Here is a 20,389-nt window from a genome sequence, read left to right on the forward strand (position 1 = left end):
CTAAGATGCGTGTGCTGTTCGTGGACGACAACGCAATGAACCGGCTGGTCGTGAAGAGCATGCTGTCGACCGCAGAGGTCGAGATGGTCGAAGCCGAGACCGCTGAAGTCGGCTTGGCGTTAATCGAGGCTCAGCCCTTTGACATCGTCCTGATGGATTTCCGTATGCCCGGCATGGACGGCTTAACGGCCATCCGCGCAATCCGGGCGCGATCGGACGCCAAAGCGCAACTGCCCATTCTGATGGTCACGGCTGATGATGGGCTTGATCTACGCGCGCGAGCCCTGGTGGCGGGAGCGGACGACCTCTTGCGCAAGCCCGTCCAGATGCAACCTCTTTTCGATGCAATCGCGATGGCGATGGCGAAGGGTTCGCGCGCCGAGGCATTGGTTATCTAGCGCCCTAGCTGAGGTGTGGTCTTAAAGGCCGATTCCACGGCCTCGTCCCAACCCGAGATATCGCGACAATCCCTCACCAACGCCGCGGCCCAGCTCGGCTGGAAGGCCCAACTCAACGCGCCGCGTCCGAAGCAGCGACTCCACCTGTGGGTCCCGCTCCAGGCTCTTGGCCATAGCGCCCATGCGATCCTTGATCTGACGGGCGCCCGTCATGTCGCCCTCGAAGTGCAGCGCTGATCGCTGACGCTCCAGACTCTGCCAACGCTCGACGAATCGATCTGCCCGCAAACGTGGATCGGCCCGCACCTCGGTCTCAAGCTGAAGAACTTGGATCGCCCGCTGTGTCCGACCGGAAGCGATCTCGCTGGCCAGACCAGGCTCTCGCATGTAGGCCCGCTCCAGATCCTTGGCGGCGTGAGGGCCGACCTCGCCCATGGCCTCGCGGGCATCCACCAGCGCCTGCCGCTGGTGCGCCGGCACCGGCAAGCCGCGGTCGTTCATCCGCAAGACGTCGACCGCGGCGCGGGCGTGACGTTCGATCGTGCTTTGCTGGTCGAACTGGCCGATCTTCCGCGTCACCGTCACCGGCTGACGCGGCGGGTTGATCGGCTTAAAGCCATCGAACATCCCGCGCTCGCGCTGCGGCGGCTCCTTCGGCCGCATCGACGCCGGCACATGGATCTCGCGCCGCTCCGCAAAATCGCTGGCCATGTCCTTGGCCCGCTCGCGCGACAAGGCGCGGGTCAGCTTGCCGAGATCCTCGAACTCGTCGCGGCCGTAGTGGAGCTGCACGCTGTCGCGGTGACGCGAGAGGGCGACATAGGCGCCGTGACGATCCATCCCCGGCGTCGCGAGCACATGCGCGCGATCGACGGTGACGCCCTGGCTCTTGTGGATGGTGGCGGCATAGCCGTGATCGACCTGGGCGTAGTCCTTCAGGTCCAAGACGACCGATCGGCCCGCGTCGAGGCGCACGGTCATCTGGCCGGCCGATACCCCCTCGATCTCTCCGAGCATGCCGTTCTTCACGCCTAGCCCGCGATCGTTCTTCAGGAACATCAGTCGATCGCCCGTCGCGAACGACCGCTCGCCGCGCTCGGCCTTCACCGTCACGTCCTTGCCCAAGGCGCCGGCCTCACGCAGCCGCTCGCGAGCCGTCAGATTGAGCTCGCGTACCTCGTCGTTGGTGTGGGTGAGGATGATCCGGGTCTTATTCGGCTCGGCCATGCGCTCGCGGTCCCAGCGCTCGACCAAGTCCTCGCGCGCCTGGTCGCGGGTCTCGGCGGCATGGACCATGCCTTGCGCGTCGTAGGCGCCCAGCGCCTCTCCCGCGCGGCCGGTCGCCAGATGTCGGGTGGCGTCGCGCTGCCATTCCTCATGCTGCCGGCGAACCTGGGTGATCTCGACGTGGGAATGACGCTCGGCGATCGACCGAAAGGCCGCGCCGGCCTCGATGGCCTGGAGCTGCTCCGGATCGCCGACCAACACCACCTTGGCCCCGGCCTTCTCGGCCGCTGACAACAACCGCTCCATCTGCCGCGAGCCGATCATGCCGGCCTCGTCGATCACCAGCACATCGCGGGCGTCAAGCAACTCGCGGTCTTTCGCCCACTGATGCTCCAGGCTGGCGATGGTGCGCGAGGCAATGCCGGAACCGCCCTCCAGATTCTCGGCGGCAATGCCCGACAGGGCTAGGCCCTGAACGCGAAAGCCGGCACCTTCCCAAGCCTCGCGGGCGACGCCCAGAAGCGCCGACTTGCCCGTGCCCGCATAGCCGACAACGACGCCAAGGTCCCGGCCCTCGGTGACATGCTCGAACGCCGCTTTCTGCTCGCTGGAAAGGACGAGGCCCCGCTGCTCGGCGCGCGCCAGGGCGCGCCGCTGTTCCAGCTCGCTGACCCCGTGCGTCTGGCGTTCCGCCATCGCTTCGCTGGCGCGATGCAGCCGGTCCTCGACGGCGAGCATCTCGCGGCTGGTGAAGCGGTCCTGACCGCGCCCGTCCTGGCCCAGCGCCACAATCTCGGGCGAGGCCTGCACCGCGCTCATGGCGCGGTCAAACTGCTCCTTGCCGTCGGAATGGCGGTGAATGAACATCGCTAGGTCGCGGCGGGTGAAGGTCGCCTGCTGGTGGGTGATAGCGTCTAGCGCGATGCGCGGATCGGCGATGATCTTCTCGCCGTTCTCCCGGGCGATGCGGTGATGATCTTCGAGCCGCTCGGTCTCGACGCCTTCGCCGGCCATGCGCCCGGCGGCCGGGCCGATCTTGTGCTGCGGCTCCAGGTCGATGCCTTGATCTTCCAGGCTGCGGTGATCGATCCGCGCGTCGATATCCAGTTGGGCCAGCCGCTCGTTGACGTGGTCGGCCCACGCCTCGCGCCAGTGCTCGACCAGCTCGGTGCGGTTCCAGTCGCGAACCTTGGCGCCAAAGCCCTCCTCGCCGACCTCGCGCATCGACAGCATGACGTGGGCGTGGGGCTTGGCCAGACCGTCTGGGCCGATGTCCCAATGCACATTGAGGTCGGCGACCATCCCGCGATCGACCATCTCGCGCTGGACGAAGTCGCGGGCGAGCGCGATGCCCTGCGCCTGGTCCATCTCGCGGGGAATGGCGAACTCGACCTCGCGGGAGAGCTGGGCGTCCTTACGCTTCTCGCCGGCCTCGACCGCGTTCCAAAGGGTGGCGCGGTCCGACAGGTGCTCGGGCGCGCCATCCGGCAGCATCACCTCGGAATGGACGACGCCGCTCTTGTTCGTGAAGTCGTGGTCGCGATCCAGCCGCTCATCGTGGAGCCGCGAGGCGGAGCGATAGGCGGCCGAGGCCAAGGCGCTGGCCCCGGTGGCGCGACTGATGACTTTGACAGAGAAGTGGTAGATCGCCATGGCGATAGACCACTTACTATCCTGAGCGCACGTCGGCACGACGTATAAGCGCGCCCTCCCAAGAAAGAATCTCGGGAGGGACCGGCCCGTCCCAGTATGTTCCGGCGACCTTAGAGCATTCCCGGATCGTCTGCTTTACGATCAGCGCATCATCGAAAATTGGAGACTTGGGATGCGCAAGCCACGAGACTTCGACGCCGAACTGAAGAACCTCGAAGACAAGGCCAAGACCCTGAAGGAGCGTAAGGTCAGGCAGCTAGGTGAGCTGGTGATCGCCACCGGCGCCGACGCCTTGGATATCGACACCCTGGCCGGCGGACTGCTGGATTTGGCCGACGCCGGGAACGCCGTGCGCAAGGAGGGCTGGAAGAAGCGCGGCGCCGGGTTCTTTCGCGGTAGGTCGAGCACCCCTGGGCCTAGCGCTGGCGGCGACCAGTGATGCCAAGCGCCGAGCGAAAGCGGCGCGCTATCGCCTGGAAGCCCAGCGGTCCAGGCGCGATACGCGGGCGTGGGTGGTGAAGCGGCGAGAGCGCACCCGCCACCTGATCGAGCTTGGCGGCCTGGTCCAGAAGTCCGGCCTCGTCGAACTCACCCGCGATGATCGCGCCGCGCTCTACGGAGCCTTCACGTTCTTGGCGACGATGTTGAAGGCCGACGACGCCGAGCACACCCTGGCGCTCTGGCGGCGCGGCGGACAGCGCGCATTCGAGGTGGAGGCCCGCTCCGCGTCAAACACCCGATGAGAGATCGTCAGACCTTGTCGGCGCCTTCGTCGTCGGCCATGGCGCGTACGAGATCGAGGACCTGCCGACGGACGCGGCCCCGGCCGATCTTCGGGAACATCTCGGCGAGTTCCAGGCCTTCGGATGTGTTGAGGAACTCCGTGACGACGCGCTCGGCAGCGGCGCCGACTTCATCGACTTCGTCCGTCATCGGGTCAGCCAGGCCATCGAAGAAGAACGACACCGGGACCTGAAGCGTCTTGGCGATCTCGTAGAGCTTGCTGGCACTGACGCGGTTGGCGCCACGCTCGTATTTCTGCACCTGCTGGAAGCTGAGCCCCAGCGCATCGGCGAGCGTCTCCTGGCTGACGCCCAGCATCTTGCGGCGCATACGCACGCGGCCCCCGACGTGGATATCGACGATATTGGGCGTGCGAGCTTCAGGGCTATCGGTCACGAAAGTCTCCATGGCCGAATCGCTGGCAACGCCGCCGATCCGGGAAAGTGCTTGGGGCACAAGCGCCCCGAAGCGTGGCTTTTCAAGGTCGTTCTCCATTCGCGCTAGTCGCGTGCAGATTCGACGTGTCCGGATCAATCGGCGATGCTGGGGAATGTCCAAGTACGATCCCCTGTCGGGTCATCTGCGCCGCCAGCGTGAAGACGAACTCGAACTGACCTTCGCCGAGATCGAGCGCATTCTCGGCGCCATGCTTCCCAAGAGCGCGGCCCGTCAACAGTGGTGGGCGAACACCACCGACCCGCACACGAGCCATGTACAGCGCAAGTCCTGGGGGGGCGCCGGCTATGACGCCTTTCTCATCGCTGGAAAGGAGCGTGTCCGCTTCAGACGCGTGCGCTGACGAGCCGGCTTGGCCGGGCCTATCCGGCCGGCCACTGAGCTTGCAGCCGTCGCCGACTTTCGCTCGGAGACAAGACGCCCTGGATCGCTTGGTGGAACAAGGGCCGGACGGGCTGGCGCGCGTCAAGGGGACGCCCTGCGGGCGTCTCGCGGAGCGACGGCGAAGCCGCCCTTGACCCGCACCATCCCGCCCGGCAGAGGCTCTCCAAGCGCTCCAGGGCGAGCACCGACCGTTCCGGTCCTGGCTCCCGCAGGTTGGGGTGGGCAAGACGGCTGCCGGAGGGGGCGGGGTTAGCGTTGGCAAACAAGCGCCCCGCAGGATGGGCAGCGCGCGGTGCGCAGCTCCTCCATCGTCGCCTTGAAGAGGTCGTAGCCGTCGCCCTGCTGATGGACCATGACCCGCAGCGCCACCTCCAGCTTGGCGACGACCCCGTACATGTCGCTGGCGCGCACAGCAGGAAGCCTCCAACCACGCGTCCCTCTGCTCGAACAGCGGCTCAAGCTGCTTGTCGATAGCGTCCATCTCGTGCGTCGGCGACAGCGCCGCGCGCTCGTCGGGCGTCATCCGCTCCCAACGCTTCTTCCGCACCAAGATCGTCTCCAAGTCCGACCAGCGTAGACCCAAGCGGTCGATCTCCGCGTCAAGCGCCATCCACTCGGCGCAGCGCGCCACGGCCGGGTCCGGTGCTGCGCCGCCGCCCGCGCCCGCGACCACCGGCGCGGCGCTGGCGGCGCCGATCACGGCACGCCGCGATACGGCGAATGGTCCCTTGTCGTCAGACATTGGGAGGCTCCGCTTTGGAAAGTTTGATTGGAGGCCGAACGCGCTCGATCAGGTCGACCGTGCGCGAGATCTCGAAGAGCGCGTCGGCCAAGTTCGTCTGGACGTCGGCAACGGAGAGACCGAGGTGACGGGCGATCAGTGCGTAGTCGAGCGCCTTGATGTGGTTGAGCAGGAAGACGACTCGTGTCTCGCGGCGAAGCCGAAAGACTGCGTAGGACATGACCTGCTGGGTGTTATGCGGATCGAAGGTCCTGCCGCGCCACAGGCTGGGATGTCGCCAGCGCCACCACTGGCTGACGACAATCGGCCAAGGCAGAGGAAGGCGGGCCATCACGCTTCCCCCTCTCGACGAGCATCTGCCCCGGCGGCCTCAACGACAGCGTCAATGAGCGCGCGGACGGTCGTGCAGGCCTCCACCCAGCAGACCGACCCGAGGGTCTCTGCCGACATCTGTGAGATGGCGTGGACGCTGTAGTACGGGCTCAGGAGCGCCGCCAACTCAGGGAGCTTGGCGGGACCGTCGGTAAAGCCAGCGCGGCGAGCGAACCGGAGCGCTTTGACGAGATCGTGCCGGAGATAGACGCGGTTCCAGTCGTCACTGATTCCTCGGTCGAGCAGGTACGCCTTCAACGCTAGCTCGATGGCGATGGCCAGGAAGTAGCGGGTGCCCTCGGGGTGTCGTGCCAGCGCCGCCTCTGCCCCTTGGTGAAACCCAGCGGCGTTACGGCGGAACGTCGCCGCCAAAGAGCGGTCGATGTCGCCGCGTCGCCGGGGAACGCGGCGAGTCACTTTTTACCGGCGAAGGTGGCAAGGTCGCGGACGGCGCGGGTGATCAGGTCGTGCGCCTCGGGGTGGTCCTCCACGAAGATCAGGCGCGCCGCTACCGAAAGGTTGGCGATAACGGCCTCGACGCTTTTCGTTGGCCTCGGTCGCATAGCTTTGAGGAGAGCGTGTCCCTCGACCTCCAGCACATCGAGCCGCGCGTCAATCTCAGCGAGCCTAGCGCCTTCGGGGATTTCGGCCTGCTGGGCGGGCGTGAGTTTGTACCAACTGCGGTGCGTGATCAGCCAGCCTTCCAGCGCGCCCCACTCAAGTTGGAGGCGGCGCTGTTCGGTGTCGATGGCGAGCCAGCGCGCGCATCTCGCGACCGCCGGGTCGACACTATCGGTGGCGGCGCCAGTGACAAACGGTGCTGCGGAGCCGCCAGCAAGCACGAAGCGCCGCGATGGTTTGCGCACGCGCACGTCCGTACTCTCCGCCTTAGAGCGCGAGTCCATGACATCCAGTCCTGAGTGTGTATTACTCCTTTAGTATCACCGACGACACTATTCAACAAGCGAAAAATATCATGCACTTTACTAATAATAAAACGACATGCTGACGGCCGCTCAGATTAGGGCCGCGCGAGCCCTTGTGGATTGGAGTGGACCAAAGCTGGCCGAGGCCGCAGGTCTATCGCTGCCGACAATCCGGCGGATGGAAAGTGCCGTCGGGCCGGGTCGCAGCTCTGTCGATAACGTCGAGGCAGTGCGCCGCGCGCTTGAGGCAGCGGGCGTCATTTTCCAAATGGCCGATGAAACTGCAGGCCCTGGTGTTCGCCTAAAAAAGTAGAACGCGCCGCAGCGAACCCTTCCCGGCCTCATTGAGGTGAGCAGCCGGCGTCATGAAGGTACGTTTCACCTTCGCTAGAGGCGCCTAGGGCCTGTCTTTGTTTCCCAGAGTACGATCTGACCCCGCAAGGCCTTGCCGCCAGCAGCGAGCAATCCAATTCTGGCCCATCGAATGCCTTCAGATCCCAGTCTGTGGAGCTTTAAACGATGGCCGACCTCGACCGCATCGTCCGCCTGAAGACCGTGCTGGCGCGCACGGGGCTTAGCCGATCGACCCTCTATCGAAAGATAAGCGAGGGCTCGTTTCCTCGGCAGGTCCCCATCAGCGTTCACGGCGCGGGATGGCACGAGTCCGCGATCAATCGGTGGATAGCGGATCCTGCCAGATACCGCCCAGAACCAGGCAAGCACTCATCCTGACTCATCGCGGGCCTCGGAGAGGTCCGCTTGCAGGAGGTCGGGACGAGGAGAACAGCACCTCCCCGGCTGCGGGAACACACCTAGGATTTCAGCGTGAGAAGTCCGTTAAATCGTCGGCCAAATCGCGGCGATCATGGCGCAAGCCGTTTCGACCTGACGAACCCTCATTGTCGTGCTGGACGGGCCATAGACTACGCGTTGTCGCGGGACGTCGATCGTCATCGACGTGGGGGCGTGCGGTGTTCCCCGGTGCCCAAGATGCGCCACGGCGTGCATGTGGGAAATGACAGCCAAGTGACTGTTGGCTTCCTGTCGTCGGTTCTCGGCGCTGTCGTTCGATCCGCCGATCGTGCAACGGATGAAGGCCTGTCCGACGCGGTCGCCGCCACGGTGGGCAATGGCGTCTGGATAGACGCTGATCTCGACGCCAGAGACCATCATGGACGCCGGGCGCTGAGGCGCGGCTTCATACCGGAGGCCTCCCCAAAGCCCGAGGGCGTTAACCGACCGTTGAAACGTGTTGATGACCTCTATACAGCGTCGCGCGTCGTCGCGGACGAGCGGCCGGTTCGCCGCATCATCGCGGCGTTGTTCAAGAGAGGTGATGGCCTGCGCAATCGTGCGGTTCATCGTTTCCGGTTCGATGAGGCAGGCGGAAATGCACTGCCTCGCGAGCTGGTACTGGATGATCAGGGGCCTAGCTTCTCCAGGGTTTTTCGCCTGCCTCAAGATCGCCATTTGCGCGATGGGAGATGTGGCGGCGAGGTAGTCGGCGAGTTGCGAGGCCGAAAGCCGAGGCAGTTCGCGAACGGGAGGACGCGCCATGGATGATTTCCTCTTTGTCGGCACGACACGCACGGACACACAGGTTTACGTCTCCGAACTCTCGTCTGAGACGCTTCGCGAGAACGGCATGGCGGGCGACCGTTCGCCTCTCTTCCTCTACGAAGAGGTGACCGACGCCGCATCGAATGGCATTCGCGTACTCGCCAGCCTTCCGGATCTTGGTGCGGCGTATCGCCTTCTGGATTTCCTCGGAGTTCGAGCCGCCGAAGCCGCCTAAGGACGAGCGCCTGATCAATCGTCGTCCAGATTGATCGGCTTGAGAGAGGTGAGCGGAAACGTCGACTTTGCCTCTTTCTTTCCGTCGAACCAGGCACACCAGGCCGTCTGGACGCCGTACTGGTCTGCGATCTGGTTGATCGTCATGACCGGACCGCCTGACTTCAACATCACCGTGTCACCAACTTGCATGGACTTCCTCCCCGTCCCGAGAATGGGAACGGCAGAGGTTTGCACAGCTACGGTTTAGGCGCCAAGGTCTCGGCAACCATAACGGGTTGGGGGACTTGATGGCGGCTTCTCGCACCGAGAGAAGGGTTTACCTGTGGCGCGTGGTGACGCGCGTGAAACCCGCTGTAGCTGAGATAGAGCACAACAAGCGCGCCACGCTTGATGAAGTCATCTCTATCTTAGAGGCGGAGTTTACCGCCGGTCGAGCAAGGTCCTTGCTATCAATCACTGGGCGTCTGTTTGATGAGAGCAGCGACGAAGTACCCGACCCCAAGAACCAGATTTACATAGCAGACATCAAACGCGACCCCAGCAAATCGGCGGTCACGATCTTGGTAAACCGTGGCGATCCGAACGCAGCCCACCCGGCGTTTCTTGGTGTGGTCGGGGACGGGAAGGTACGGGTGTCCCATCCCAGGCCACCGGAGGCTCAAGGCTGGTCAGCGCACCTATGTATATCGACGATTGAGAAGAATGGCGCCTACAGAGCGTGCTTTGAGCGGGCAACGGGGTCGTCGTCGTCGCTGGTCCTGGCCCTAATCGCCAGGGTTATAGATCGGGCACTTTCGTCAAACCCTACCTACTATTACGAGACTTCAAAAATAGTTTCTGGCAAGCGCCGCATAGAGAGAAAGTCATACAGGCCGACGCTGGAGATAGAGCGAATACCTTCTGAGAAACTTATCGATGACCTAAAGAATGGCGAACTATCGCGCATTACGCTAACTAGGTCGACTACGTCATATGCTGGTACCGGCGTCGCCAAGCTAATTACGAGGCAGGAGCGAAAGCTTGTGCTTCACACGGCAAAAGCCAATGCCTCAGATATAGAGAACTTGGTGAACAACGTGACACAGTTTGCGAAAGAAAAGCATTACGAAAAGATCACCTTCCACCTAGACAATTTACCAGGCGGTATGAGCAATACGCCTACAATAAGTCTGATGGAAGAGGACGCGTTGGAAGTGTTGTACGTTAGAGCTCAGCGACTAACAGATTTCTCCAACTTTTTGGAGAACGCATATGAAAAAGTATATTATGAAATTGAGCAAAAGATGATAGAAGTTATAGAACTTGTTGAGCAATGGTGACAAGAAATGCTATGGCCAATTAGGCAGCTTCTCGTTCCGTGCAACTACCTGCGAATTAAACACGGGGATTCCGTTCTCGCGTCTAAGTTCGTCTATGACTTCATCCTGCCAGGTATTTTGACGGTGCTGACGGTTGCCGGCTGCTGGTGGCTTGGCATACCGATGACGTTCGACAAGCAGCCAAATTTAGTCAACAACATCACACAGCTATTAGCCTTGATGATTGGCTTCTATCTCGCCGCTCTGGCGGCTGTTGCTACATTTGATCGTGCTGGGATAGATAGTCCACTGAAGGGTGGAGACGCAATATTATGGGTTCGCGATCATAATGGGGGCGGTCGCGTAAAAAAGACACTTAGCTATAGGAAATTTATTTCCTATATGTTTGGATATCTCTCGTTCCTTTCGCTGAACTTGTTTATTTTGGTCCTAATCCTAAGCCAAGCCTGGGCAAAGTTGACCAAAAAGCTCGCCTTCATACCGAACTGGTCCAAATTAGAACCGACAGTTGTAAGTCCAATCATATTCGCGGTAGTGTTTTTCGCTATATGGCAATTGGTCGTCACATCGATGCTAGCGATATACTTCCTCGCTGACCGCCTGCAAACTCTGAGCGAGTCTGAGAACTAGTTAGTCCTCTAGACGGATCGCTGTTGCTCCGATAGCAGCAAGGCATTGCAGCATGAACGCTGCCGTGAAGCCGCAATGTCCAGGAACTGGTGCAACGGAATGTCCGCTGCGTGCCATTGCCGTCCGGCGCGCCTGAATGTGGTAAGCTGAGGCGAGTGCCCAGTTTCTGGAACTAAGCCAACGGCAGCAACTGGCGCATTGGGGATCTGGCTGTGCAACTCTGCTTGGTCACCGCAATGCTTGAGGGACCTAGTTCGGTCCGCGGCATGTCCTGGCGGCTAATCTCGATGTCGTTCGATTAGCTTGACGGCCATAGTCCAAAGCCTCTCTGCGTTGCCTTTGTCTATCGAATAGGGCGCCACGCCTCGCGGGGCGTCGGCGGGACGCTGTTGTTGCACGATACCCTCATTGCAATCATCGAAGTAGCGACCGCTAACTTGAGCGACGAGTGGCGACGCCGCGAGAAGGACGGACGTTGCTGCGCCTTGCTGTGGGCTCTTCCGAAGGAGCTCCGGCGTTTTGAGGCCGCCGGTGTGTCGCTGCAGATTGGTCGCGATGGCGCCCGGGTTCAGCGCGTTAGCGCAGATGCCGTCGCTGGCCCATCGCGACGCCATGGCGACGGCGGCCAGGACGCAGGCCGTCTTCGACTGACCGTAAGCCAGTAGAGGGTCGTAAGGGATGAAGAGGAAGTGCGGATCATCCCAGAAGACCGGCGCGAAGAGATTGCCGGTAGAACTCACCCAAACCACACGCGCGCCATCAGCGGCGGCGAGGTGCGCTCGCAAGCCCAGTGTCAGAGCGAAATGACCGAGGAAATTGGTCGCGAACTGCATCTCGCAGCCTTCAGGCGTTCGCTCCAGGCTCGGCAGCGCCATGATCCCGGCGTTGTTGACCAGAGCGTGGATCGGGCCGCTCCACGCCTCGACGAAGGCGCCAACGGACCGCAGGTCGGCGAGGTCGAGAGCGCTGACCAGAATGCGGTCATTCCCCGTCTCACGTCTTAGGCGGACCGCGACAGCTTCCGCCGCATCGGGGTTGCGGGCGGCGATGGTGACCGTCGCGCCCGCCCTGGCAAGGCTGCGGACTGTTTCGGCTCCGATGCCGCCAGAGCCGCCGGTGACGATGATGTTCCGACTGGACAGATCGACGCCGTCGACAACGTCATCCGCCGTCGAGGCGAAGCTGAAGGGGGTCTTGAAAGTCGACAAGAGGTTATCCCGCGCGGTGATTGAGGATCGTGGAGGGACAGTTCTGGCTGCCATCGCAGCTCGGCTGCGGGCGCTCTCCACCATCAGAGAGCGCCTCCAGGCCAGTCTAGGCCTGGGCCGCCACCGGCAGGCGGAACGGCGCGCCAAGCCGGTTGAAGGCGTTCATTGCGGCGATGGTGATCGTCAGCTCCACCAGTTCCTTGGGCTCGAACATGGCCGAGACGGCCGCATAGGCCTCGTCCGAGGCGTGGGTCTCGCTCACCCGAGTGACCTCCTCGGCCCAGGCTAGCGCCGCGCGCTCACGCTCCGAGAAAAGGTGCGGGACTTCCTCCCAGACCGGAAGCAGCATGATCTTGTCCACCGACATTGTCTTTCGCAGATCCCGGCTGTGAAGGTCGATGCAGTGGGCGCAGCCGTTGATCTGCGAGACCCTGAGGAAGATCAGGTGGATCAGCTCTTCGGGCAGGCTGGTGTTCTTGGTGACATAGTGATGGACACCGAAGAGGGCCTTCGCGCCCTCAGGGGCGACCTCGTACCAAGTCAGACGCGTCATGGGATTTCCTTGTGGCTGGACGTTCGATGGGGATGACGACGAAGGCGCGCCGAATGTGACATGCCGCGCGCGATTTTCTGCGGCTACGCGGGTTGCGCGTTGGGAGAAGGCAGGTCGGACTGCGATCAGTCGGCGACGGAGGCTGACTGGGTTTCGGCGCCCTCGCGCAGAAGCAGCGCCCGTTTCCGATCAAGGCCCCAGGTGTAGCCCCAGTACCCGCCGTCGCTCTTGACCACCCGGTGACAGGGAATGGCCACCGCCAGCGGGTTGCTGGCGCAGGCGCTCGCGACGGCGCCGATGGCGCGTGGGCGACCGACACGTCGAGCGATCTCGTCGTAGGAGATCACCGACCCTGGCGGCACGCTCTGAAGCACTCGCCAGACCCGGCGCTGGAAAACCGTGCCGCGCACGTCCAGCGGCAGCGGCTCTGCGGTCGCGGGCTCTTCCACCAGGCCGACGACCTGGGCGACCAGCACTTCGTAAGCCTCATCGCCGCCGATCAAGGTGGCGTGGACGAAGCGCTCCTGCAGGTCTTGGAGGAGTGTCTCGGCGTCGTCGCCCAGCAGGATGGCCGCGACACCGGCGTCGCTGGACGCCACGACAATCGCGCCCAGCGAGGTTTGCCCCACCGCGAACCTCAGCGTCTCGCCGGCGCCGCCCGCTTGGTAGTGGGTCGGCGTCATGCCCAGGGATTTGCGGGTCACGGCATAGAAGCGACCGCTCGATCCGTATCCGGTCTCATAGATTGTCTCGGTGATCCCTCGCCCCTGCGCGAGACTGCTGCGCATCCGTTGCGCGCGCTTTTCCTGGCCGTAGGCCCTGGGGGTCAGGCCGGTCCGGGCGCGGAAGAGACGATGCAGATGACCCTCGCTGACGCCCAGCGCGTGCGCCAGAGCTGAGACGGACGGCACGCCTTCATCGGCTTCGATCAGCCGGCACGCTTCAGCGACCAGCTCGACATTGCGGGCAGTGGGCGTGCCCTCATCGGGCCGGCAACGCCGGCAAGGGCGAAAGCCGGCGGCCTCGGCCTCTTCCCGCTGGTCGAAGAACCGCACGTTCTCGCGCTTGGGCCTTCGCGTGCCGCAGGTGGGGCGGCAGTAGATTCCAGTCGTCGTCACGCCGCGCCAGAAGGCGCCGTCCGCCGTCGGATCACGCGCCGCCATGCGCGCCCATCGGGCGTCATCCGCGCTGCCGGCGGCGGCGCCCGCCATCAGGCGATATCCCGGCGGGCGGCGCCGAACGGATTGTCGATCAGATAGCGCCAGCAGCCGTCGTCGCCGCGGCGGGCGATATCGGTGGCGGTCGCGACCATGTTCACCTCCGTCCCGTCCCGAGCAACGCCGACATACGACCAATCTAGGATAAGCGAGGCGATGTCATCGGCCACGAAAAGGTGGCGCTGGGTGATCGACATCTGCAGTCCGAGGCTGAAGTATTTGGCCAGTTCGGCGCCGATCGCCTGGCGCCCAACATGAGGCTTGCCGGTCGCGTCGACGATCATGCCGGCCGGATCGTAGAAGCCGAGCATGGTGTCGACGTCGAGCGAGTTCAGGTGCGCGAGCAGTGCGGGAACGATGCCTTCCGGCGTAGTCGCCAGGGCGAACTTGGCAGTCATGGACAATCCATCTCGAAAGCGCCCGCCATCCGCGAGCGCCTCCTCAGTGCCAAGTTTCAGAACGCCGCGAACTCCGGTTTCTGATCTCAGATTCTGTTAGTGAGTGCTCTGCCTGAGATCGGTCGAACGTCGCCTTCCTGGAAACATGCCAATGTCTGGTGATGGCGCATCCCGGTCACCGGTGATGGCCGCGCGGGCTACGCCTGAAGACCCGGTCGCGATCTCAATTTGCCCAAGTAGAGAGGTGGAGCGTCGCGAAGAGAGCTAAATGCCTCGCTCGTATCTGTTCGCTCGCGAACCATCTTTGGGCCGACAAAAGGCTCAAACACCATGGAGATAGTCGGCCCAAGCGCTCATTAGCTTCCGCCGTTTGTCGAAGAAATCGGTCCGGCGATAGGCGGCTTCGACGCGATCTAGCACTTTGTGTGCAAGCGCTTTATCGGCCACCTCCTTTGGAAAATCTGTCTGTTCTGACGACCAATCGGTGAAAGCGCTCCGAAATCCATGAACGGTCACGTCATCGATCTTCATGTCCCGAAGAACCTTCGACATTGTCATGTCGCTGATCGGTTTCACGCCATTGGAAGAGAACAGAAGCTCATCAGTCTCAACGCGATTTTCGTACATGCGCCGTAAGAGGGCGATGGCTGGCCTTGGAAGAGGAATGGCATGTGCCACGCGCATCTTCATGCGTTCGGCGGGAATGGACCAAATTCCTTTATCGAGATCGAACTCGCTCCAGACGGCCATTCTTGTCTCGTTTGAACGGGCCGCCGTGTAGATGGTCAGTCGCAACGCGTCGCGGCCGAGCGACGGGGGCAATGAGGTGATCGCCTGCATAAACGCCGGCACGTCGGCATATGCCATCGCAGCATAGTGTCCGCTGACCTTGGCTTGGCGTGGCAGGCCCTTCCGAACGGAGCGCAGGGACACCTCTTTGCTGATCCAGCCTTTGATGTGCGCGAAATCCAGGACGGCGTTGATACGCTGAAGCACCTTGTTTGCGGTGTCAGGCACGGTCAGCCAGATCGGCTCGAGTACGTCCCGGACTGCGAGCGCATCGACTTTGTCGACGGCGCGAGAACCGATCATAGGAAAGACGTGGCGCTCAAGGCTCGAGATCCAGATTTTCGTCCGACTATCTTTCCACCCCGCCTTCAGCGTCTCGTAACAGGCTCGCGCCGCTGCCTCAAAAGACGGTGTAACGTGACGAGCGGCGCGTCGTTCTGCCGAAGGGTCAATCCCGCTGCGAACTTTGCGCCGCATGTCAGAGGCGGCAATCCTCGCGTCGAGGAGCGAGACGTCCCGTACTGAGCCCAGGCCCAGATCACGCCTCACGCCTTGGAATTGGATCCGAAGGATCCACGACCGAGAACCACTCGGCTGGACCTCCAAGTACAACCCGCGGCCGTCGCTGTGACGTCCCGCTGTCGCGTGCTTCACCTTCAACGCCGTGAGCGCCAAGTTAGAACTCCCTAAAATCGGAGCGCTAAATTTCCCCACATCTACCCCACACTTTTCGGCGGGATTGTGCGGAACAGAATGAGAATACCTGAAACATCGCGCTGTCGCAAGATATTGAATTATCAATAAAATCGGACGTTCTGGGACGAGGTGGTTATAAGTCCTCAAGATCCTCGGCTCCACCAAGGATCTCCCAAAACACGCTTGAAGATGTCGCCGCAGTCCTGCGCGCGTCGGAAAACTGTGCTTTCAAAACTGTCACACGCTGCTGTTAAGCGGCCGTCCCGTCGAAAGAGGAGACGGGCGTGTCGCGTGACGGGATCATGGCTGCCGGGTATCGGGACGCGCTGCTGCGCCTGATCCGCCGCCGTGTCCGCGACGCTTCGCTCAGCGAGGACATCGTCCAGGACGCCTATCTGCGCTACCTCGGGCGCTCAGGTCCCGCCGCTGAAGAAGGCTGGGCGCTGATCCGCACCATCGCCCTCAATCTGATCCGCGATCATTTCCGGGCCGGCGCCAGGCGCTCGTTCGAGCCTATCGACGAGGAGCACCCTGCCGATGGACACACCCCGGAGAGCGCGGTGATGCTGCGCGAGCGCGTCGAATGGTTCAGCCGCGCCGTGGAGGCCATGCCGCCCTTGCAGCGAGACGTTTTCATCCGCCGACGCTTACATGGCCAGAGCGCCAAGGAGGCTGCGGCCGAGCTGGGTCTGACCCCGGCGGCCGTCGACGCGCATGTGGCCCGGGCGCTGGTCGCCCTGCAGAAGGCCCAAGGCCGCGGAGGCCGGCGATGAGCGGCCTGCTGCAACGTCTGGCTTTGCGCCGCCGTGAGCGGGAAGCTGCGCGCTGGCTGGCCTCGCGCAAGGATGGCGCGCCGGTCGAGGCTGGCGACTTCGACGCCTGGTCGGCCGATCCGGACAACCGCGGCCGCTACGAGACACTGGAAAATACCTGGGACGACGAAGCCCTGACCCTGGCCCTGCGCCGGGTAGAGCATCAGGCGGCGCGTCGAAAGCGCCCTGCGCCAAAGATCGGCCGGGCCTGGCTGGCCCTGCCGGCGGGCCTTGCGGCCGCTGCCGCCGTCGCGGTGGTCGTCCTGGGTCCGCAGATCGAGTTGTCGACCGCCGCCGTGCAGGAGCGCGCGACCGGTCCGGGCCAGACCGCGACCTTGGACCTGCCGGACGGTTCACGCATCGACCTGGCCGGCGACAGCCGCGTGCGGGTGCGGCTGACCGGCCGTCGACGGCAGGTGGAGCTGACCCACGGCCAGGCCTTCTTCGCCGTCGCGCCCGACGCCACGCGGCCGTTCCAGGTCGTCACCCACGACAGCCGCATCGTCGTGGTCGGGACCCGCTTCGACGTCGCCGCCCTGAACGCCGGCACCGAACTGGCGGTCGAGGAGGGCAAGGTGCGGTTCGGCGGGCGGGGTTTGTTCGCCGCCAAGCGCTTGGTTGAGGGCGGCCATGGTTCGCGCCTGGCGCAGGGAGCGGCCGCCGCGCCGGCAAGCCTCGACCAGCATCCGGCGGGCGGCTGGCGCAGCGGCTGGATCGAGGCGCAGGACACGCCCCTGGTCCAGCTGGTCGAGACCTTGAATCTGTGGTCGCCGCGGAAGGTGGAGCTGGCCGATGCTTCGTTGGGCGGTCTGACCGTCACGGGCCGCTTCCGCGTCACCCGGCCCGAGCGGACGCTGGAGAACATCGCGCGCCTGCATGGTCTGGAGCTGCGGCGCAGCGGCGAGGCGCTGGTTCTGGCGCGTCATGGGGCGCGTCATGGAACTGTCGGAAAAGCGCCATGAAACCTTGTCGTCAGATTTTGGCCTGACGGTCGTCCTTCCCCACGAGCAGGCCGTGACCTGCCGCATCGGGGACCATCATGAAACCGCTTCTTCTCGGCGCCTCCGCGCTCGTCATGGCCGTGGCCGTGGCCGCGCCTGCCTATGCCCAGGCCCAAACCGCGCGCGTCGACTTCCGGATTCCGGCCGGCGACCTGGCCACCGCGCTGAACAGCTTCTCGCGCGCCACCGGCATCGAGATCGTCGGCGGCTCGCACCTGCGCGGCAAGCGCACGGCCGGCGTCACCGGCCCGATGCCGGCCCATGAGGGCCTGCGCCGCCTGCTGGTCGGGACAACCCTGACCTACGAGGTCCGCGACGGCGCCATCGTGGTGCTGCCGGCCGCCGAGGCCGCGCCCGTCAAGACCGCTGCGGCGGCGACCGTCGAGGCCAACGAGATCGACAGCCTGATCATCACCGGTCAGCGCCGGGCCCAGGCCCAGGCCGTGGCCATCAAGCGCAATTCGCAAGGCATCGTCGATGCGGTCAGCGCCGACGACATGCAGCGCCTGCCGGATCTGAACGTCATCAACGTTCTGCGCCGCATTCCCGGCGTCTCGGTCCTGCCGGTCAGCGACAACGAGCACCCGCGCGACGAGGCCATCAGCCCGGTGCTGCGCGGCCTGAACCAGGCCTACAACAACGTCACCATCAACGGCCTGCCGGTCGCCTCGGTCGGCGTGCCGCTGTCGGGCTCGGGTTCGGCCGGCCGGGGCGTGCGCCTGGACATCCTCCCGACCTCGTTCGTCAGCGACATCGTCGTCAACAAGACCTTCAGCGCGGACCTCGATCCCAACGCCGTCGGTGGCGCCATCGACCTGCGCACCCGCAGCGCCTTCGACGCCAAGGGCCGGTTCTTCGCGCTCGAGGCCGGCGGCGCCCACACAAGCGACAAGAGCAAGCCGCAGCGCCAGTCCGACTTCGGCTTTCGCAGCACCGCCACCGGCTCCCTGACCTTCGGTCCCGAGAACCAGTTCGGTGTCGTGGTCTCGGCCAATTATCAGAAGCTGCAGAGCAGCACTGACGCCCACATGACGTCGGACAGCACCTTCTACAATGTCTACACCAACGCTGGCGTGCGGGTGACCGACGGCTCGCTGGGCAATGGCCGCCTCGTCGCCCAGCAGGACAAGTACTGGTACAATCAGAACGACCGCGAGCGCTGGAGCGTGACCGGCAAGTTCGAGGCCCGTCCGAGCGAAAATCTCGATCTGTCGGTGATGCTGGGCCGCTATGTCTTCAACGACGCCTATCGCCGTAACGAGATCCTGCTGAACGGCCGCAACGCCGCGGTTTCGGCCCAGACCGACACCAGCGGTCGCTACAGCTCAGCCTCGCTGGAGGTCGGCTATCGCGAAGGCGAGACCAAGAGCACGACCAACATCGCCCAGTTCGCCGCCGACTGGCGCCCGGACGACCACGGGGTGTTTTCGATCCGGGCCAGCGCCTCCCGCGCAAAGTCCAGCGAACCGCACGCCATGATCAAGTACTCGGCCGGCGCCGACACCTTCGGCGTGGTCGGGGCGCTGAAGGACCTGGCCTTCACCTACGACTCCACGCCGTTCCATTTCAGCTTCAATCTGGACAATCCGGGCGTCTACCGGAACCTGTCGCTGTATCGGGCGGACTACTGGCGCACCAACGCCCGCGACATCGAGTCGGAAGTGGATGGCGTGCGCATCGACTATCGCCGCAACTACGAGGGCGACGACCTGGGCTTCGGCTGGGCCGTCGGCGCCCAGGCCCTGCGCAACACCATGGCCTATGACTTCGAGCGCGCGCAGTACAAGCCCAATGGCCGCGACTTCAACCTCGCCGAGATCGGCCAGATCAGCAATGTGCGCCTGCCCTATCACCAGCAGGGCCACCACCTGATCACCATCGACCCGACCCTGGGCTGGAAGGTGTTCAACACCTACCGCAGCAGCATCCTGGAGGGCGACAGCCTGGGCTCGAACAACCAGGACGACTTCGAGCACGAGGAAATGAACTACGGCGTCTACGCCATGGGCCGCTACGCCACCCAGAACGCCAGCTTCAGCGCCGGCCTGCGCTACGACAAGACCGAGCTGGACACGACCAGCCGCATCCGCGTGGCCAACGCCTGGCGGCCGTTCGACACCGGCTCGCAGTACGACAAGCTGCTGCCGTTCGCGCAAGGCTCCTACGACTTCAATCCGGACCTGCGCCTGCGCGCCGCCGCCAGCCAGACCCTGGGCCGGCCCAGCTATGAGGCCTATGCCGCCCGCGCCTCGATCAATTTCGAGCGGCCCGCCGACGAGGGCAACGCCAACGCGCTGAACGTCTCGGTCAGCCTGGGCAATCCCGAGATCCAGCCGCGCCTGTCGACCAACTACGACCTGTCGCTGGAATGGTACCCGTCCAACGATCGCGGCGGCATCGTCGCGGCGGGCCTGTTCTACAAGGACATCAAGGACGAGATCTTCGACGGGATCAGCCAGGGCTACACCTATCAGGGCGTGACCTATGTCAACGCCTCGGTCGTCCAGCCCAAGAACGCCGCCGGCGCACGGGCTTCGGGCATCGAGACCCAGGCCAGCTTCAACTCGCTGGAGTTCGTCCATCCGTGGCTGCACGACTTCGGCGTGTCGGGGAACTTCTCGATCCTGGACGGCAAGATCGAGCTGCCGCTGGCGGGCGGCCGCACCCGCAAGATCGGCGGCCTGGTCGGCCAACCCAAGAAGATCGCCAACGCTTCGGCCTTCTGGGCGCGCGGTCCGTTCGAGCTGCGCGCGGCCTGGAACTGGACCGACCAGGCGCTGCGGGCGGTGACGCCCGACATCGCCTGGCAGGACGCCTATTGGGACCAGCGTCACCAGTTCGACGTGCAGGCGCGCTATGCGATCTCGCCCAACCTGACCCTGGTGGCCGAGGTGAGCAACCTGACCCGCAGCCGCCTGACCAGCGTCACCGGCCCGAACCGCGACATGCTCAAGGACAGCTACAGCACGCCGCGCGTGGCCTGGCTGAGCCTGACCTGGACGCCGGGCCTCTAGAAGCAAGGATCTCG

At 64.0% G+C, this 20,389-nt stretch carries 24 protein-coding genes; 11 read left to right on the forward strand and 13 right to left on the reverse strand.

Annotated features, from left to right (window positions below; genetic code table 11):
• Positions 1 to 5 precede the first annotated feature (5 nt).
• Positions 6 to 398, forward strand: coding sequence for a response regulator (locus E1H18_RS10375; protein ID WP_172267213.1), 393 nt, complete (start codon positions 6 to 8; stop codon positions 396 to 398).
• A gap of 21 nt (positions 399 to 419) precedes the next feature.
• Here the strand turns inward: E1H18_RS10375 and traA are convergent, their stop codons facing one another.
• Complete coding sequence (gene traA / locus E1H18_RS10380; RefSeq protein ID WP_172267216.1) at positions 420 to 3,278, reverse strand: Ti-type conjugative transfer relaxase TraA; 2,859 nt, start codon at positions 3,276 to 3,278, stop codon at positions 420 to 422.
• A gap of 172 nt (positions 3,279 to 3,450) precedes the next feature.
• Between traA and E1H18_RS10385 the strand changes: the two genes are divergently transcribed.
• Entirely contained in the window at positions 3,451 to 3,717 is a 267-nt protein-coding gene (locus E1H18_RS10385; RefSeq protein ID WP_172267219.1) for a conjugal transfer protein TraD, read from the forward strand.
• A gap of 76 nt (positions 3,718 to 3,793) precedes the next feature.
• Entirely contained in the window at positions 3,794 to 4,021 is a 228-nt protein-coding gene (locus E1H18_RS26710) for a conjugal transfer protein TraD (RefSeq protein ID WP_370526477.1), read from the forward strand.
• 7 nt (positions 4,022 to 4,028) lie between these two features.
• Here E1H18_RS26710 and E1H18_RS10395 read toward each other — a convergent pair whose 3' ends face one another.
• A complete protein-coding gene (locus tag E1H18_RS10395; protein ID WP_194247980.1) occupies positions 4,029 to 4,469 on the reverse strand; it encodes a helix-turn-helix domain-containing protein in 441 nt (146 codons plus the stop codon).
• A 142-nt stretch (positions 4,470 to 4,611) separates the two neighbouring features.
• Between E1H18_RS10395 and E1H18_RS10400 the strand changes: the two genes are divergently transcribed.
• On the forward strand, positions 4,612 to 4,860 hold the full coding sequence (locus E1H18_RS10400; RefSeq protein WP_172267222.1) for a hypothetical protein: 249 nt from the start codon (positions 4,612 to 4,614) through the stop codon (positions 4,858 to 4,860).
• A 290-nt stretch (positions 4,861 to 5,150) separates the two neighbouring features.
• On the opposite strand, the gene E1H18_RS26715 is transcribed toward E1H18_RS10400, so the two are convergent.
• The 4 genes from E1H18_RS26715 to E1H18_RS10420 form a co-directional block, all read right to left on the reverse strand.
• Positions 5,151 to 5,312, reverse strand: a complete 162-nt coding sequence (locus tag E1H18_RS26715; RefSeq protein WP_241735965.1) for a hypothetical protein — start codon at positions 5,310 to 5,312, stop codon at positions 5,151 to 5,153.
• A gap of 323 nt (positions 5,313 to 5,635) precedes the next feature.
• Entirely contained in the window at positions 5,636 to 5,974 is a 339-nt protein-coding gene (locus E1H18_RS10410) for a sigma-70 region 4 domain-containing protein (protein WP_172267696.1), read from the reverse strand.
• A complete protein-coding gene (locus E1H18_RS10415; protein WP_194247981.1) occupies positions 5,974 to 6,387 on the reverse strand; it encodes a hypothetical protein in 414 nt (137 codons plus the stop codon). Before E1H18_RS10415 ends, E1H18_RS10410 begins: the two co-directional genes overlap by 1 nt.
• Positions 6,388 to 6,428: 41 nt before the next feature.
• Positions 6,429 to 6,887 (reverse strand): hypothetical protein, encoded by a 459-nt coding sequence (locus E1H18_RS10420; RefSeq protein ID WP_370526478.1) that lies wholly within the window; start codon positions 6,885 to 6,887, stop codon positions 6,429 to 6,431.
• A gap of 573 nt (positions 6,888 to 7,460) precedes the next feature.
• Here E1H18_RS10420 and E1H18_RS10430 point away from each other — a divergent pair.
• Complete coding sequence (locus E1H18_RS10430) at positions 7,461 to 7,673, forward strand: AlpA family transcriptional regulator (RefSeq protein ID WP_172267231.1); 213 nt, start codon at positions 7,461 to 7,463, stop codon at positions 7,671 to 7,673.
• A gap of 105 nt (positions 7,674 to 7,778) precedes the next feature.
• On the opposite strand, the gene E1H18_RS10435 is transcribed toward E1H18_RS10430, so the two are convergent.
• Positions 7,779 to 8,498, reverse strand: a complete 720-nt coding sequence (locus E1H18_RS10435) for a hypothetical protein (protein ID WP_172267234.1) — start codon at positions 8,496 to 8,498, stop codon at positions 7,779 to 7,781.
• On the opposite strand from E1H18_RS10435, the gene E1H18_RS10440 reads away from it, so the two are divergent.
• A complete protein-coding gene (locus E1H18_RS10440; protein WP_172267237.1) occupies positions 8,497 to 8,736 on the forward strand; it encodes a hypothetical protein in 240 nt (79 codons plus the stop codon). The two genes, E1H18_RS10435 and E1H18_RS10440, sit on opposite strands and share 2 nt — an antisense overlap.
• A gap of 14 nt (positions 8,737 to 8,750) precedes the next feature.
• On the opposite strand, the gene E1H18_RS10445 is transcribed toward E1H18_RS10440, so the two are convergent.
• Complete coding sequence (locus tag E1H18_RS10445; RefSeq protein ID WP_172267240.1) at positions 8,751 to 8,927, reverse strand: YodC family protein; 177 nt, start codon at positions 8,925 to 8,927, stop codon at positions 8,751 to 8,753.
• A gap of 98 nt (positions 8,928 to 9,025) precedes the next feature.
• On the opposite strand from E1H18_RS10445, the gene E1H18_RS10450 reads away from it, so the two are divergent.
• Complete coding sequence (locus E1H18_RS10450) at positions 9,026 to 10,057, forward strand: hypothetical protein (protein WP_172267243.1); 1,032 nt, start codon at positions 9,026 to 9,028, stop codon at positions 10,055 to 10,057.
• A gap of 123 nt (positions 10,058 to 10,180) precedes the next feature.
• On the forward strand, positions 10,181 to 10,687 hold the full coding sequence (locus E1H18_RS10455) for a hypothetical protein (RefSeq protein WP_172267246.1): 507 nt from the start codon (positions 10,181 to 10,183) through the stop codon (positions 10,685 to 10,687).
• Positions 10,688 to 10,965: 278 nt separating this feature from the next.
• Here E1H18_RS10455 and E1H18_RS10460 read toward each other — a convergent pair whose 3' ends face one another.
• The 5 genes from E1H18_RS10460 to E1H18_RS10480 form a co-directional block, all read right to left on the reverse strand.
• Positions 10,966 to 11,895 (reverse strand): SDR family NAD(P)-dependent oxidoreductase, encoded by a 930-nt coding sequence (locus tag E1H18_RS10460; RefSeq protein ID WP_206679052.1) that lies wholly within the window; start codon positions 11,893 to 11,895, stop codon positions 10,966 to 10,968.
• Between the two features lie 106 nt (positions 11,896 to 12,001).
• A complete protein-coding gene (locus tag E1H18_RS10465; RefSeq protein ID WP_172267249.1) occupies positions 12,002 to 12,448 on the reverse strand; it encodes a carboxymuconolactone decarboxylase family protein in 447 nt (148 codons plus the stop codon).
• Between the two features lie 125 nt (positions 12,449 to 12,573).
• Positions 12,574 to 13,659, reverse strand: a complete 1,086-nt coding sequence (gene ada, locus E1H18_RS10470; protein ID WP_172267252.1) for a bifunctional DNA-binding transcriptional regulator/O6-methylguanine-DNA methyltransferase Ada — start codon at positions 13,657 to 13,659, stop codon at positions 12,574 to 12,576.
• Positions 13,659 to 14,063 (reverse strand): nuclear transport factor 2 family protein, encoded by a 405-nt coding sequence (locus tag E1H18_RS10475; protein WP_172267255.1) that lies wholly within the window; start codon positions 14,061 to 14,063, stop codon positions 13,659 to 13,661. Before E1H18_RS10475 ends, ada begins: the two co-directional genes overlap by 1 nt.
• Before the next feature lie 321 nt (positions 14,064 to 14,384).
• Positions 14,385 to 15,710 (reverse strand): tyrosine-type recombinase/integrase, encoded by a 1,326-nt coding sequence (locus E1H18_RS10480; RefSeq protein ID WP_370526479.1) that lies wholly within the window; start codon positions 15,708 to 15,710, stop codon positions 14,385 to 14,387.
• Positions 15,711 to 15,832: 122 nt separating this feature from the next.
• Here E1H18_RS10480 and E1H18_RS10485 point away from each other — a divergent pair, with 122 nt between their 5' ends.
• From E1H18_RS10485 to E1H18_RS10495, 3 genes are all read left to right on the forward strand, one after another.
• Positions 15,833 to 16,321 (forward strand): sigma-70 family RNA polymerase sigma factor, encoded by a 489-nt coding sequence (locus E1H18_RS10485; RefSeq protein ID WP_172267261.1) that lies wholly within the window; start codon positions 15,833 to 15,835, stop codon positions 16,319 to 16,321.
• Complete coding sequence (locus E1H18_RS10490; RefSeq protein ID WP_172267264.1) at positions 16,318 to 17,322, forward strand: FecR family protein; 1,005 nt, start codon at positions 16,318 to 16,320, stop codon at positions 17,320 to 17,322. The genes E1H18_RS10485 and E1H18_RS10490 overlap by 4 nt, the downstream gene beginning before the upstream one ends.
• Positions 17,323 to 17,399: 77 nt before the next feature.
• Positions 17,400 to 20,375 (forward strand): TonB-dependent receptor, encoded by a 2,976-nt coding sequence (locus tag E1H18_RS10495; protein ID WP_172267267.1) that lies wholly within the window; start codon positions 17,400 to 17,402, stop codon positions 20,373 to 20,375.
• Positions 20,376 to 20,389 lie beyond the last annotated feature (14 nt).

It is taken from the genome of Caulobacter sp. RHG1 (assembly GCF_013181195.1).
Lineage (GTDB): Bacteria > Pseudomonadota > Alphaproteobacteria > Caulobacterales > Caulobacteraceae > Caulobacter.

Coding starts and splice junctions, on each gene's coding strand:
- E1H18_RS10435 (WP_172267234.1), bottom strand. CDS start 8,498: ATGGCGCGTCCTCCCGTTCGCGAACTGCCTCGGCTTTCGGCCTCGCAA.
- E1H18_RS10450 (WP_172267243.1), top strand. CDS start 9,026: ATGGCGGCTTCTCGCACCGAGAGAAGGGTTTACCTGTGGCGCGTGGTG.
- E1H18_RS10465 (WP_172267249.1), bottom strand. CDS start 12,448: ATGACGCGTCTGACTTGGTACGAGGTCGCCCCTGAGGGCGCGAAGGCC.
- E1H18_RS10410 (WP_172267696.1), bottom strand. CDS start 5,974: ATGGCCCGCCTTCCTCTGCCTTGGCCGATTGTCGTCAGCCAGTGGTGG.
- ada (WP_172267252.1), bottom strand. CDS start 13,659: ATGGCGGGCGCCGCCGCCGGCAGCGCGGATGACGCCCGATGGGCGCGC.
- E1H18_RS10445 (WP_172267240.1), bottom strand. CDS start 8,927: ATGCAAGTTGGTGACACGGTGATGTTGAAGTCAGGCGGTCCGGTCATG.
- E1H18_RS10475 (WP_172267255.1), bottom strand. CDS start 14,063: ATGACTGCCAAGTTCGCCCTGGCGACTACGCCGGAAGGCATCGTTCCC.
- E1H18_RS10375 (WP_172267213.1), top strand. CDS start 6: ATGCGTGTGCTGTTCGTGGACGACAACGCAATGAACCGGCTGGTCGTG.
- E1H18_RS10385 (WP_172267219.1), top strand. CDS start 3,451: ATGCGCAAGCCACGAGACTTCGACGCCGAACTGAAGAACCTCGAAGAC.
- traA (WP_172267216.1), bottom strand. CDS start 3,278: ATGGCGATCTACCACTTCTCTGTCAAAGTCATCAGTCGCGCCACCGGG.
- E1H18_RS10430 (WP_172267231.1), top strand. CDS start 7,461: ATGGCCGACCTCGACCGCATCGTCCGCCTGAAGACCGTGCTGGCGCGC.
- E1H18_RS10495 (WP_172267267.1), top strand. CDS start 17,400: ATGAAACCGCTTCTTCTCGGCGCCTCCGCGCTCGTCATGGCCGTGGCC.
- E1H18_RS10440 (WP_172267237.1), top strand. CDS start 8,497: ATGGATGATTTCCTCTTTGTCGGCACGACACGCACGGACACACAGGTT.
- E1H18_RS10490 (WP_172267264.1), top strand. CDS start 16,318: ATGAGCGGCCTGCTGCAACGTCTGGCTTTGCGCCGCCGTGAGCGGGAA.
- E1H18_RS10395 (WP_194247980.1), bottom strand. CDS start 4,469: ATGGAGACTTTCGTGACCGATAGCCCTGAAGCTCGCACGCCCAATATC.
- E1H18_RS10400 (WP_172267222.1), top strand. CDS start 4,612: ATGTCCAAGTACGATCCCCTGTCGGGTCATCTGCGCCGCCAGCGTGAA.